Raw genomic sequence first — 14,823 nt, 5'->3', positions numbered from 1 at the left:
AAAATATCGAATGTGAGCGAGGGAAAAGTAATGTTTGAAGAAAATAAAGTTAAACTTGGAATCGCACCAATTGGTTGGACGAATGATGATTTACCTGAACTAGGTGGAGAAAATACTTTCGATCAATGCATTAGTGAAATGGCATTAGCTGGCTTCACTGGATCAGAAGTTGGGAATAAGTATCCGAGACATATTCCTACACTAAAAAAAGCATTGGAATTGCGTAATTTAGAAATAGCTAGTGCATGGTTTAGTGCGCATCTCACTACGCAGCCATTTGAAGAAACGAAGAATGCATTTCTTGAACATCGTGACTTCTTAAGAGAGATGGGTGCTAAAGTAATTGTCGTGTCTGAACAAGGGCATAGTATTCAAGGCCAACAAAGTACACCACTATTTAAAGAAAAGCCAGTTTTCACAGAACAAAATTGGGCTGATCTTACATTTGGGTTAACTGAACTTGGGAAATTAGCGCACGAAAAAGACATGCAAATTGTTTATCACCACCATATGGGGACAGGTGTTCAAACGACTGCGGAAATCGATAAGCTTATGGAGTTAACTGATGAGAAATATGTTTCATTACTTTTTGACTCAGGACATTTAGTATTCTCGGGTGAAGACCCGATGGATGTTCTGGAACGTCATTTTGATCGAATTAAGCATGTTCATCTAAAAGATCTTCGCACATCGATAGCAGATAAAATAAAAGCAGAGCAGTTAAGTTTCCTTCAAGGAGTTAAATTAGGTGTTTTCACAGTTCCTGGAGACGGAGAAATTAATTTCTCACCAATGTTTGAAGTGTTAGCAAAACGCGGGTATGAAGGATGGATGATTGTAGAAGCTGAACAGGATCCTGCACTTGCCAATCCATTTGAATACGCGTTAAAAGCAAGAAACTATATTAGAGAAACTGCAGGAGTGTGAAACGAATGAAAAAGGTTAAAGTTGGAATCGTTGGGTTAGGACGTTTAGGAAGACAACACGCAGAGAATATTGCGTTTCGCATTCCAAATTGTGAATTGACGGCAATTTGTAGCGTTATCCCTGAAGAGGTTGAGGAAGTAAAAAAACAATGGAATATTCCATTTGGCTATACAAACTATGAAGATATGCTGGAGAATAAAGAGTTAGACGCAATCTTTATCGCATCTCCATCAGGATTTCATTGCAAACAAATACAACAAGCACTTGAGGCAGGATTTCATGTATTTAGTGAAAAACCATTAGGATTGTATATGGAAGAAGCACTTGAAGTTGAGGCTTCAGTAAATGCGCATCCAGACCAAGTATTCATGCTCGGATTTATGCGTCGGTATGACCGTTCATATATATCTGCGAAGAAAAAAGTGGATCGTGGAGATATTGGACAACCAATTTTCATCCGTTGTTATGGGATTGATCCAGCCGACAAAATGGATAGCTTTTTAAGTTTTGCTAAAGCAAATTACAGTGGTGGCCTATTCCTTGATATGTCTATTCATGATTTCGATTTAGCGCATTGGTTTTTAGGTGCGAAGGCGGAAGAGGTTTGGGCAATTGGTGGAAGTTATGCACGTCCTGAATTTGATGAGTTAAACGATGCTGAAACAGGGGCAGCTATGGTTCGTTTTGAAAATAATGCAATGGGTATATTTGTTGCAGGAAGAAACTGTGCGCACGGTTATCATATTGAAACGGAAATTATTGGTACAAAAGGTAGTCTTCGAATTGGAACGACACCTGACAGAGACCAAGTAGTTATATTCAATAGTGATGGCGTTATTAAAGAATGTCATGATGGATTCTTAGAGCGTTTTGAACAAGCTTATTTGAGCGAGGTAGAAGAATTCATCAACTGTATTTTAGAAAACCGTAAGCCTGGAGTAACAGTTGGAGATGGTGTTGAATCTACAAGGTTGGGATATGCATGTAAAGAGTCTTTTGAAACTGGAAAATTAATAAACGTACAAGCTGAACAAAAAGTAGCGATTACGAAATAATAATTTAATGACCTGAAATAGCCTCATCTATTCTCTATAAACTAGAGTAGAGGGGCTTTTTTATAAAATGATTTCAAGACAATTAATTGAATTTTCCACTTAAAAGATAAAAATAGGTGGAAAAATAAAATGAATGTATTATAGTTAATAACTAACTGAATTTATAAAAGGGGAATAGTTGGGCATTGTAAATGAATTCTACCTATTTTTTTATATAGTAAAGAAAGGGCTTTCATGAAAATGTCTGATTATAAAAAAGTGGAATTGGAGAAAAGAAGATGAGACCAACAATTTATAATGTAGCTAAGGAGTCCGGGGTGTCGATTGCAACTGTATCAAAAGTAATTAACAATACCGGAAATATGAGGGATTCAACAAGAGAAAGAGTTAAGGAAGCAATGAAAAAGCTCAATTATCAACCGAGTATGATGGCTACAGCATTAACAGGGAAAGGGACAAAAACACTTGGATTATTAGTTCCAGATATATCGAATCCATTCTTTTCCGAGATAGCTAAAACAATTGAGGACAGAGCACATGAGTTTGGAATGAGTATTATTATTTGTAGTACGTACGAAGATCTTGAGAAGGAAACGAAGTATCTCCAATTACTGCAAAGACAACAAGTCGATGGATTCATTGTGGCTTCAACATTTCAAGATACAACATTATTAAAAGACTTAAAGAAAAGGGGATTTCCGCTTGTCATGTTAACGCATGATAATGCAGGGTTGGGCGTAACGTCTGTATCCGTTGATGATTTCAAGGGTGGGTATGAGGCTACTTCCTATTTAATATCATTAGGTCATACAAATATTGCGATTATTGCAGAACATGCGAATAGTAGTAGTATGCGGATTTATGGTTATCGTGAGGCTCATGCAGCGCACTCCATTGAGTGTTTTGATACGAATATTTATAAAACATCCGCAACGTTAGAAAATGCAAAGCAAGTATTCAATCAAATAATTGATAAAGGCGACATGCCAACAGCTATCTTTGCTTGTAACGATCTACTTGCAATTGGTGTTATTCAAGGCGCGAAGGAAAAAGGATTAATTGTGCCGGAGGATTTATCTCTTGTTGGGTTCGATAATACAATATTGGCAACAACTACTGTTCCAGCTTTAACAACTATGGCTCAACCAATTTATGAAATAGGGAAAAGGGTAGTCGACGTTATTTTAAAAGAGATAAAAGAAAACAAACAGTTAGACGAGCGAATCTTGTTTAATCCCCAGTTAATAGTGAGGGGAACGGCGACTAAAAAAGAAAAATGATGTTTAGTAAAGTGAAAACTGGGTGAGTGATTTCTATATAGTTTTATAGAAATCGCTCACAGTCGGTAGTCCACTTATTAACTTATTAAACAATTCAAATTTGTGGTTGACTTTTATTTGAAAGCGTTTTATGATTATCCTAGTTTACTGAAGCGCTTAACTGATTTTGTTTGATTACGAAGTGCTTTGTTTTAAATTATTTAAAAAGTTAGAGAGTTTTAGAGAATCTAAGATTAAAGCGTATTATTTATTAAGGTCATGGAGGCAGTAAAATGAAAAAAACAACACTCGGTATAATTGGTGCCGGTAGAATTGGTAAATTACATGCAGAAAATCTTGTAGGCCTTCAACATGCTAAAGTTAAAACGATTTCAGATCTTTATGTAGATGGTTTAAGAGAATGGGCAACTTCAATTGGTATTGAAAATGTCACTGCAGACTACCAGGACATATTGAACGACGATGAGATTGATGCAATTCTAGTATGTTCACCTACTAGTACTCATCTCCAGGTGATTAAAGACGCTGCTAATGCAGGAAAACATATTTTTTGTGAAAAACCGATTAGCTTTTCAAAAGAAGACTCAGCAGAGGCGCTTAAAGCAGTTGAAGAGAATGGCGTGAAATTCCAAGTAGGCTTTAATCGTCGATTCGATGCTAGCTTTAAAAAAGTTCACGATACAGTGAAAGCGGGTACAATTGGAGACACTCAAATTGTGAAGATTACTTCAAGAGATCCTGCACCACCTCCTGCAGAATATATTAAAAATTCAGGTGGAATGTTTATGGATATGAGTATCCATGACTTCGATATTGCTCGCTACGTAACAGGTAGTGAAGTTACTGAAGTTTACGTACAAGGTGCTAGCTTGGTAGATCCGATGTTTGCAGAACTTGGTGATGTAGATACAGCTATCATTACTTTGAAATTTGCTAACGGAGCATTGGGAGTCATTGATAATAGTCGAAAAGCTGTTTACGGCTACGACCAAAGATTGGAAGTTTTCGGATCGAAAGGTACTGTTGAAGCTGGTAACGTTCAGCCAACAACAGCAATCATTAGCACTGAAGACGGTGTTATAAAAGATAATCCTCAATACTTTTTCCTAGAAAGATATAAGGATGCATATATCAAAGAAATATCTTGCTTTATTGATTCAGTTGCAACGGATGCGCCATTGGTTTGTTGTGGAAATGACGGACTACAAGCTGAAAAGATTGCAGAAGCGGCTAAAGAATCATTCCTTTCAGGTAAACCTGTCAAAATTAACTAATTTAATAGAAGATAGGTTCGCATCGCTAGATGAAAACTATCAGTTAAGTATATTGAAATCGATAAGTATACGTACAAGTCGGTTTCAATATTTCTCTTATTCAGAAAGGTAAGCGCTATCTTAAATTGAGTGAGAATATTGTCATGATTGCGAAGTGAAAGGAATCTCTAGCAACTACTTGAGGACGGAGGTTTTTTAATTGAAAGATAGTACACCTTTATTGGAATTAAAAAATATCAATAAAAGTTTCGGTAATATTCATGTTTTAAAAGATATCAATTTGGAAATAAAGCCCGGAGAGGTTCATGTACTTCTTGGTGAAAATGGTGCTGGAAAGTCAACATTAATTAAGATTTTAACAGGAGCTTATTCAAAAGATTCAGGTGATATGTACTGGAGTGGAGAGAAAACAGTCATTAAATCACCAATAGATGCCATGGATATTGGAATTTCTGCAATTTATCAAGAGTTGAACCTGATTCCTGAACTAACAGTGTATGAAAATATATTTCTTGGAAATGAACTGAAAATTACTAGAGGTGGCATTACATACCTGGATCGTAAAGAGATGAAGCGTAAATCTAAAGAGTTCCTTAAAGTTCTAGGTCAGGATATATCTCCGGATACGGTCATTTCGACTTTAGGGGTAGGTAAACAACAACTTGTAGAAATCGCGAAAGCGTTTACCGTTAACGCGAGGTTGATTATTATGGATGAGCCAACCTCAAGTTTAAGTGAATCTGAATCGTCACAACTTTTAGAAACAATTGAGAAGCTAAGAACACAGGGAATTGCAATTATTTATATTTCACATAGGTTGGAAGAAATCATTAAAATTGGCGATACGCTTAGCGTTTTGCGTGACGGTAATAAAATTAAAACATTAAAGGTTAAAGATACGAACACGGATGAAATGATTAAGCTAATGGTAGGCAGAGACCTTAAAGAACAATTCCCTAAGGTAGATTTCGTTAAGGGAAAAGAAGGCTTACGAGTTGAAAATATGAAATTGATGGATTCGCCTCATTCAATCTCGTTTACAGCTTATGAGGGAGAAATACTTGGTATATCAGGTCTTGTAGGTGCAGGTCGTACAGAGCTTGCAAGAGGGATTTTTGGGGCAGATAAAATAGACTCAGGTGAAGTTTTTGTTTTCGGTGAGAAAGTTTCCATAAAAACGCCGCGAGACGCGATTGCAGCGGGACTAGCCTTTATTACAGAGGATCGAAAAAGTGAAGGACTAATTCTCGAACAAGATTTGGAATTTAATATGACACTTGCAAGCTTAAAAAGATTTAAGGGTAGTGCTTTGTTACAAAGAAAAACGATGAAGAAAACAGCGCAAGAATACATAAAGGAACTACAAGTGCGTCCAGGAAATATGGAGCAACATGCAGTTTACTTAAGTGGGGGAAATCAGCAAAAAGTAGTTATTGCTAAATGGCTTTGTACAAAAGCGAAAGTGTTTATCTTCGATGAACCGACACGAGGAATTGACGTTGGGGCGAAGGTTGAAGTGTATCGCTTGTTAAACGAATTGGTTTCAAATGGTGCCATTGTAATAATTATTTCTTCGGAATTACCAGAGATACTTGGGGTAAGTGATCGAGTTCTTGTACTTCATGAAGGAAAATTAACAGCGGACATGATGCGTGAAGATGCAAGCCAAGAAAAAATAATGAAAGCAGCTACGGGGGAGATTTAACGTGAAAGATGTTGAAGAAGTAGTAGAAACAAAAGGGAAATTCAAATTTGATAAAGATTTTATTAGTAAATTTGGTGCTCCATTAGGATTAATCGGGCTTAGTGTTGTTCTCACGATGTTGAGTGACCAGTTTTTAACAGTCGGAAACCTAATGAACATCGCAAGTCAATCGTCGGTCAACGCGTTACTTGCTTTTGGTATGCTTCTTCCTATTTTAACAGCGGGAATCGACTTATCAGTTGGTGCAATTATGGCGGTTTCTATGATGACCATGGGACTGTTTGTTGTAAATATGGGATTCAACCCGATACTAGGTATTCTTATCTGTCTGGGTGTTGGAGCATTTGCTGGTTGGGTAAACGGAATGTTGTTAACGAAACTTCGTTTGCCACATCCATTTATTTCAACACTTGGAACGATGAACTTACTTAGAGGTATAGCATTGATTATTACGGCAGCAGCGCCGATTGCTGGTTTTCCATACCTGATTCAATACATTGGTTACGAATCTATCGGTCCAATGCCTGTAAGCTTTATTTTAGTACTAGTAATTGCACTACTCTTCCATTTGTTTTTAACTAGAACAGCTACAGGAAGATATATTTACGCTGTAGGTGGAAACAAAGAAGCCGCTCACTTATCTGGAATTAACGTAGACCGGGTTCTTGTATTGGTTTATACATTAAGTGGATTGATGGCTGGATTGGCAGCGTTGGTATTAGTTGGTCGTGTAAACTCAGCTTTCCCGTTGGCGGGGCTAGGGTATGAATTAGATGCCATTGCTGCTGTTATTATCGGTGGAGCAAGCTTTATGGGTGGAGTAGGGACGATCGGTGGTACTTTGATCGGTGCGCTCATTATTGCGGTTTTACGAAATGGATTAAACTTATTGAACGTTTCATCTGATATTCAAATGGCGATCATCGGAGTTGTAATTATTGCAGCAGTTTATGTCGACGTACTTCGTCACCGTGGAAAAAATAAATAACAGTTTAGATTGTTTGTTTATTCCATCGAAAGGGTGTGATTCCAAAGGGAGATACGAATGTAGCGTCACAATTTAAAGTAAAATGATAATAGGGGGATTATACTTATGAAAAAATTAATTATGTTTCTAATGGCAATTAGTATGTTGACGCTTGTTCTTGCAGGGTGTAGTGATGGGGAAGCGGCTGAAGGCACAGACAATTCAGGCGATGGGGATAAAGAAAGTGTAGTAGTCGTATTAAAAACACTAAGCAGTCCGTATTGGAAGTTTGTTGAAGCAGGTGCAAAACAAGCATTTAAAGACTTGGATGTGAATGGTAAAGTTGTTGGACCTTCTGCTGAGTCAGAAGTTATTGCGCAAATCAACATGATGGAAGATGCACTTACGAACAAACCAGGAGCAATTGTTACAGCACCAACACAGCCACCAACTGCAATTCCTGTTTTCGAAAAATATAAAGAGGCAAATATACCCGTTTTATTGTTAGATACAGATGCGGATTGGTCTGATAAGACAACTTTCATTGGAACTGATAACATAACTGCTGGAAACTTGGGTGGAGAATTTTTAGCATCTTTACTAAGCCCAGGAGATAAGGTTGCAATCATCGGAGGGGCTTTAGGAAACACCGCTTCTGATGAGCGAATGAAAGGTGCACAAGAAGCACTTGAAAAAGCTGGGTTTGAAATTGTTGCCAACCAACCTGCTGATAGTGATCGATCAAAAGCAGCTAGTGTAATGGAAAACATTATTCAAAATCACCCAGATATTAAAGGTGTATTTGCAGTAAACGATGATATGGCACTAGGAGCAAGTAGAGCAATCGAATCTAGAGGTTTAGAAGTTGCAGTAGTAGGAACGGATGGTACAATCGAGGCAGTTGAAGCAGTAATTGCTGGAAAGCTCGCTGGAACAATTGCTCAAAATCCATATGAAATGGGTTATCAAGGTGTTGTAAATGCGCTTAAAGCAATTAAAGGCGAAGAAGTAGATCCACGTATCGAAAGTGGAGCAGATAGGATTACAAAAGAAAATGCTGAAGAGAAATTAGCATTCCTAAAATCCTTACTTGAGTAATTAATACAAGTAGTGCTTATCTAACGAGAATACTTATGATAAGCACTACTTTTTTAGTTCAATAAATATTCGCGCGAATCAAAGTATTAATGTAAGTGTGTTGACTTTTCTAGAATGAAAAATTATACTTGAGTTAATAGTAAGCGCCAACATTTACGTGTTGAAACTTAATTATTCCATTACATAGATTAATTGATCTTTTTTATTTGCTGAAAAGGTTAAGCGCTTAACAATTACTTATTTCTTAAGGAGGAACAAAAATGAATCCACTTAAAATTGCATCCGATCGTCCATTAGATCTAATTGCAGTAGGTAGGCTCTGTGTCGATTTGAATGCGAATGAAATCAACCGACCGATGGAGGAAACGAGCACTTTTACAAAATATGTAGGGGGATCTCCTGCTAATATTGCGATTGGGTCAGCGCGTCTTGGTCAGAAAACTGGTTTTATCGGTAAAGTTTCAGACGATCAGATGGGTCGCTTCATCACAGAATATTTAGAGAACGAAAATATTGACACAAGAGGCGTTTCGATTGATAATACAGGTGCAGTAACAGGACTTGCTTTCACTGAAATCATGAGTCCGGAAGACTGTAGTATCCTAATGTACCGTGACAATGTTGCGGACTTGAAACTTCATCCTTCTGATGTTGATGAAGAATACATTAAACAGTCAAAAGCGTTGCTTATCTCAGGTACGGCATTAGCGCAAAGTCCATCTAGAGAAGCGGTATTTGTTGCATTGGAACACGCTGTTAAACATAATGTTACGGTATTTTTTGATCTTGATTATCGTCCGTATACATGGGTAGACGAGGCTGAAACAGCAGTTTACTATAATTTAGCAGCTGAAAAATGTGATGTCCTTATTGGTACTCGCGAAGAGTTTGACATGATGGAAAAGCTTTTGAATATTGAGGAATCTGATGACGACTATACGGCATCACGTTGGTTCTCATACAAAGCTGAGATTGTCGTCATTAAGCACGGCGGAGAAGGTTCCATTGCTTATACGAAAGATGGAGATTCTCATCGAAGTGGCATCTTCAAAACGAATGTATTAAAAACATTCGGCGCTGGTGATTCTTATGCTTCAGCATTTATTTATGGCCTTATGAATGGAAAAAGCGTTGCAGAATCTATGAAAATGGGTAGCGGATCTGCTTCGATAGTTATTTCTAAGCATAGTTGTTCCGATGCAATGCCTACAGTGAAAGAATTAGAGCACCATATGGAAACAGCGGTATATGAACCAGCTCAATAAAAAAGGAGAGAATAATAAATGACAAACGTAGAACTTTTGAAAAACTATATTAACGGCGAATGGGTAGATTCACTATCAGAGAAAAGCGTAATGGTTGTAAACCCTGCAACTGGTGAAGAACTTGCTCGTGTACCTTTATCAACAAAAGAAGATGTAGAGCTAGCAGTAAAAGCAGCAGACGCAGCCTTCCAAACTTGGTCACAAACAGCAGTTCCACGTCGTGCGCGTATCCTTTTCAAGTATCAGCAGCTTCTTGTTGAAAACTGGGAAGAGCTTGCTAGACTTATCACGATTGAAAACGGTAAGAGCTTAGCAGAAGCATACGGTGAAGTTCAACGCGGAATTGAGTGTGTAGAATTCGCAGCAGGTGCTCCAACACTTATGATGGGTGAGCAACTTCCAGACATCGCTACAGGAATTGAATCAGGTATGTATCGTTACCCAGTAGGAGTTGTTGGTGGAATTACACCATTTAACTTCCCAATGATGGTTCCTGCTTGGATGTTCCCACTTGCAATTGCTTGTGGTAACTCATTTATCTTGAAGCCATCTGAGCGTACGCCACTACTTGCGAATCGCCTCATCGAATTATTTACAGAAGCAGGTCTACCAAACGGTGTTCTAAACATTGTACACGGTGCGCATGACGTAGTTAACGAAATCTTAGAAAACAAGAAAATCAAAGCAGTTTCATTTGTTGGTTCACAACCAGTTGCTGAGTATGTATACAAAACTGGTGCTGCAAACTTGAAGCGTGTTCAAGCACTTGCTGGCGCTAAAAACCACTCAATCGTATTAGCAGATGCAAACCTTGACGTTGCAACATCACAAATCATCAGTGCAGCTTTCGGTTCAGCTGGTGAGCGTTGTATGGCGGCAGCAGTTGTTGCGGTTGAAGATTCAATTGCAGATGAGTTTGTTGAAATGTTGAAAAAAGCTTCGGATGATATCGTTATCGGTAACGGACTTGAAGATGGCGTATTCCTTGGCCCGGTTATCCGTGACTCTCATAAAGATCGTACACTTGGATACATTGAAAAAGGTGTCGAAGAAGGAGCAACAATGGTACGTGATGGTCGTCTAGACAAAGAAGTAGATGGCGAAGGGTACTTTGTTGGACCAACAATCTTTGACAACGTAACGCAAGAAATGAAAATTTGGCAAGATGAAGTTTTTGCACCTGTTCTATCGATCGTTCGCGTTAAAGATTTGGCAGAAGCGATTGAAATCTCAAACGCTTCACAATTTGCGAATGGTGCATGCTTGTATACAGACAGTGCAGCAGATGTTCGTCAATTCCGTGAAACAATCGATGCAGGAATGTTAGGAATTAACCTTGGAGTACCAGCTCCGATGGCATTCTTCCCATTCTCAGGCTATAAAGATTCATTCTATGGCGATCTTCATGCAAATGGTAAAGATGGCGTTGAGTTTTATACTAGGAAGAAAATGGTCACAGCTCGTTACGTGAAATAAGATAACTTAATTCAGCAGCAGCTTGTTTGATCAAAGAGGGGAAAAGGGAAGAGCTGAATGCAGTTCTAACCTTTTCCCTCTTTTTATTAAAATTCTATTTGAAAGTAGGGCTTCATTAATGAGTACAATTCGATTAACGACAGCACAAGCTCTTGTTAAATTTTTAAATGAACAATACGTTGAATTTGATGGTAAGCAAGAACGTTTCGTAAAAGGTGTATTCACAATTTTTGGTCATGGTAACGTAGTTGGATTAGGAGAAGCTTTGTCTTTAAACCCAGGAGCGCTTGAAGTTTATCAGGGACGTAACGAACAAGGTATGGCAAACGCTGCTCTTGCTTTTGCTAAACAAAAGCATCGTAAACAAATCATAGCTTGTTCTTCTTCCGTAGGACCAGGTGCTGCAAATATGGTTACATCAGCTGCGACGGCAACTGCAAATAACATTCCGTTATTATTACTTCCTGGAGATGTTTTTGCAACTCGTCAGCCAGATCCAGTTTTACAGCAAATTGAACAAACGCATGATCTATCTATATCAACAAATGATGCGTTTCGTCCAGTAAGTAAATATTGGGACCGAGTAAGTCGTCCTGAGCAACTCATGTCTGCAATGATTAACGCAATGCGTGTCTTAACAAATCCAGCAGATACTGGAGCAGTCACAATTTCATTGCCACAAGATGTACAAGGCGAAGCTTGGGACTTCCCAACAGCGTTCTTCAACAAGCGTGTACACCGTATTGAAAGACGAGTACCTTCAGTTGAAAGCGTTAAAGATGCAGTCGCACTTATCCAATCTAAGAAAAAACCATTACTAATTGTAGGTGGAGGCGTTCGCTACTCTGAAGCAGCAGATGCATTGGTAAAGTTTGCAGAAACACATCAAATTCCTTTTGCAGAAACACAAGCTGGAAAAAGTGGAATTGAAAGTACACATCCATTAAATCTTGGTGGTGTAGGCGTAACTGGAAACTCAGCAGCGAATGACATAGCAAAAGATGCCGACTTAATTATAGGCGTAGGAACAAGGTTCACTGACTTTACAACGGCATCCAAGCATTTATTTAGCGAAGCGGATATTTTAACGATAAACATATCTGAATTCCATGCAAATAAATTAGATGCTGTTCAAGTTGTTGCGGATGCAAAAGTAGGTCTCGACACAATAAGTGAAGCGATTCAAGGATATACTTCAAGTTATTTAACGGAGATTGAAAAAGCACAGGATAATTGGAAAACTGAACTTGCTCGTTTATATACAATCAAATATCAAGAAAATTTTGTTCCAGAAATTGCAGGACATTTAGACGATAAAATGAACGATTATAAAGAAGCTCTAGGGACTGAGCTTACCCAGACAAGTGTACTTGGAACGATTAATGAGTTGTTAGATGACGATGCAATTATTGTTGGTGCAGCAGGAAGTTTACCAGGTGACTTGCAGCGCATGTGGAAATCTAAAACGCGTAACACATACCATATGGAATACGGCTACTCATGTATGGGTTATGAGGTCGCAGGTGCATTTGGTGTTAAACTTGCAGAACCAACTAAAGAAGTATATGCAATGACTGGTGACGGAAGCTACCTAATGCTTCATACAGAATTAGTTACAAGCATCCAAGAAAATAAAAAAATCAACATTCTACTATTCGATAACTCAGGATTCGGTTGCATAAATAACTTGCAAATGGGTAATGGAATAGACAGTTTCTGTACGGAGTTCAGACATCGTAATGAGGAAACAGGTAAAATGGATGGTCAAGTTATGACAATTGATTTTGCGAAAGTAGCAGAAGGGTATGGTGCTAAAACGTACTCTGTCAGATCAATGGAAGAATTGAAGAATGCAATCGAGCATTCGAAGAAACAGTCAGTTTGTACTTTAATTGATATTAAAGTTCTACCTAAAACAATGACAAATGGCTATGATTCTTGGTGGCATGTAGGTGTACCTGAAGTTTCTGAACGCAAAGAAGTTCAAGAGGCATACGAAGATAAAGAAGACAATCTACGAAAAGCACGTAAGTACTGATATTCCAGTAGGAGGAACACGATGACACTTGTAAAAATGAAAGATATCCTAAATACGGCAAAAGAAAACAATTATGGTGTAGGTGCCTTTAGTGTAGCGAACATGGAAATGGTAATCGCAGCCATCCGAACGGCAGAAGAACTCCGCTCACCACTTATTTTACAAATTGCAGAAGTACGCCTTGGCCCATCTCCGCTACATCTAATGGGACCGATGATGGTTGAAGCAGCGAGAAATGCGAGTGTACCTGTAGCGGTTCATTTTGACCACGGTGAAACAGAAGAAAATATTAAAAAAGCGTTGGAAATTGGATTTACATCGGTCATGTTTGACGGTTCACTCCTTCCATTAGACGAAAACATGGCTCAAACAAAAAAGATTGTTGAATTAGCAAAAGCATACGGTGCAACAGTTGAAGCTGAAATTGGGCGAGTAGGTGGAAGTGAGGACGGTTTAACAGATATTGAAATTGCAATTACATCTGTTGAAGAAGCTAAATTATTCGCTGAAGAAACTGGCGTTGATGCGTTAGCAATTGCGATTGGAAATGCGCACGGCGTCTATGCAGGGGATCCCAACTTACGGTTAGATCGTCTGGAAGAAATCAATAATGAAGTGGAGATTCCACTTGTTTTACATGGTGGTTCAGGTATATCTCAAGAGGACTTCCGCCATGCCATCTCTCATGGGATTCGTAAAATTAATGTGGCGACATCGACGTTTAACAACGTCATTAAACGTGTGAATGAACAAGCACCTTTTGAAAATTACTTTGATTACCATGAATTCGTTGTTCAAGCTGCGGCTGAAAATGTGAAAAAGCATATGGAAATGTTCCAAAGTACAGGACGAGTTTAAGGAGGAATTTACATTGTACGAAAAACTAGGTGAATTAAAAGAAGGATACACGAAGCTGACGGATATGGAAGACAAACATACCGATATGCTTCAAGATATCGGCATCTATACAATCGCCGAAGGAAACGAAGAAGTATTTACAGACTCAGTTAAAGAACAAGCAATCCTTTTATTAGAAGGTTCAATCCGTTTGGAGTGGAATGGACAGTCTCAAGAAGTTCAAAGAGAATCAGTCTTTGAGGAAAATCCTTGGTGCCTTCATGTACCACGTGGGATAGATGTTAAAGTAACAGCTTTAGGAAAAAGCGAAGTGCTCGTTCAAAAAACAGATAATGTCACTGAATTTGAAGCAAAGCTTTACACACCTGAAGAGTGTGAAAGCACAAATGCTGGCGAAGGTGTTTGGGACGGAACAGCAGAGCGAGTAATCCGTACAATTTTCGATTACAACAACGCGCCGTATTCGAACCTCGTGATTGGGGAAGTTATTTCCTATCCAGGTCGTTGGTCAAGTTACCCACCGCACCACCACGATCAGCCAGAGGTTTATTACTATCGTTTTGATAAGCCACAAGGGTTTGGTTGTGCGATGGTTGGACCAGACGCGCACCGGATTGAGCATAATAGCTACATTACAATACCAGGAGATTTAGATCACCCACAAGCATCAGCACCAGGCTATGCAATGTATTTTTGTTGGATGATTCGTCATATGGAAAACAATCCGTGGACAGAACGAATTTTTGAAGATGAGCATAAGTGGATGTTAGAGCCGGATGCAAAAATTTGGCCTGAAAAATAAAGTTGGTTTTATAAGCAATAGAAAAAAACAGCGCTGATTTGAACAAGCGCTGTTTTTTTTAGATGAAATCAAATTAAG

Annotated in this window: 12 protein-coding genes; all 12 read left to right on the top strand. The window is 38.5% G+C overall.

The window, feature by feature from the left end:
• The first annotated feature begins 30 nt into the window (after window positions 1–30).
• Window positions 31–927, top strand: coding sequence for a myo-inosose-2 dehydratase (iolE, locus tag ACXYMX_RS07690; RefSeq protein ID WP_459043668.1), 897 nt, complete (start codon window positions 31–33; stop codon window positions 925–927).
• Window positions 928–932: 5 nt separating this feature from the next.
• Window positions 933–1,982, top strand: a complete 1,050-nt coding sequence (locus ACXYMX_RS07685) for a Gfo/Idh/MocA family oxidoreductase (protein WP_459043667.1) — start codon at window positions 933–935, stop codon at window positions 1,980–1,982.
• Between the two features lie 278 nt (window positions 1,983–2,260).
• The gene (locus ACXYMX_RS07680; protein WP_459043666.1) at window positions 2,261–3,262 is read left to right on the top strand and encodes a LacI family DNA-binding transcriptional regulator; all 1,002 of its coding nucleotides are present in this window, start codon (window positions 2,261–2,263) and stop codon (window positions 3,260–3,262) included.
• Between the two features lie 272 nt (window positions 3,263–3,534).
• A complete protein-coding gene (iolG, locus tag ACXYMX_RS07675) occupies window positions 3,535–4,536 on the top strand; it encodes an inositol 2-dehydrogenase (protein ID WP_459043665.1) in 1,002 nt (333 codons plus the stop codon).
• A gap of 199 nt (window positions 4,537–4,735) precedes the next feature.
• Window positions 4,736–6,241: a sugar ABC transporter ATP-binding protein gene (locus ACXYMX_RS07670; RefSeq protein ID WP_459043664.1), complete on the top strand. Its 1,506-nt coding sequence runs from the start codon at window positions 4,736–4,738 to the stop codon at window positions 6,239–6,241.
• Between the two features lies 1 nt (window position 6,242).
• Complete coding sequence (locus ACXYMX_RS07665; protein ID WP_459043663.1) at window positions 6,243–7,229, top strand: ABC transporter permease; 987 nt, start codon at window positions 6,243–6,245, stop codon at window positions 7,227–7,229.
• 105 nt (window positions 7,230–7,334) lie between these two features.
• On the top strand, window positions 7,335–8,306 hold the full coding sequence (locus ACXYMX_RS07660) for a sugar ABC transporter substrate-binding protein (RefSeq protein WP_459043662.1): 972 nt from the start codon (window positions 7,335–7,337) through the stop codon (window positions 8,304–8,306).
• Between the two features lie 260 nt (window positions 8,307–8,566).
• Window positions 8,567–9,571: a 5-dehydro-2-deoxygluconokinase gene (iolC, locus tag ACXYMX_RS07655; RefSeq protein ID WP_459043661.1), complete on the top strand. Its 1,005-nt coding sequence runs from the start codon at window positions 8,567–8,569 to the stop codon at window positions 9,569–9,571.
• 18 nt (window positions 9,572–9,589) lie between these two features.
• On the top strand, window positions 9,590–11,047 hold the full coding sequence (locus ACXYMX_RS07650; RefSeq protein WP_459043660.1) for a CoA-acylating methylmalonate-semialdehyde dehydrogenase: 1,458 nt from the start codon (window positions 9,590–9,592) through the stop codon (window positions 11,045–11,047).
• Window positions 11,048–11,165: 118 nt separating this feature from the next.
• Window positions 11,166–13,085 carry a 3D-(3,5/4)-trihydroxycyclohexane-1,2-dione acylhydrolase (decyclizing) gene (gene iolD / locus ACXYMX_RS07645; RefSeq protein WP_459043659.1) on the top strand — a complete coding sequence of 640 codons (1,920 nt, stop codon included), beginning with the start codon at window positions 11,166–11,168 and terminating at the stop codon, window positions 13,083–13,085.
• Window positions 13,086–13,106: 21 nt separating this feature from the next.
• Window positions 13,107–13,943: a class II fructose-bisphosphate aldolase gene (locus tag ACXYMX_RS07640; RefSeq protein ID WP_459043658.1), complete on the top strand. Its 837-nt coding sequence runs from the start codon at window positions 13,107–13,109 to the stop codon at window positions 13,941–13,943.
• Window positions 13,944–13,956: 13 nt separating this feature from the next.
• Window positions 13,957–14,745 carry a 5-deoxy-glucuronate isomerase gene (locus ACXYMX_RS07635; RefSeq protein ID WP_459043657.1) on the top strand — a complete coding sequence of 263 codons (789 nt, stop codon included), beginning with the start codon at window positions 13,957–13,959 and terminating at the stop codon, window positions 14,743–14,745.
• Window positions 14,746–14,823: the final 78 nt, after the last annotated feature.

This window comes from Sporosarcina sp. CAU 1771 (assembly GCF_054482775.1).
The sequence above is the reverse complement of the archived record's forward strand: the minus strand, read 5'-3'. Positions and strand labels throughout refer to the sequence as shown.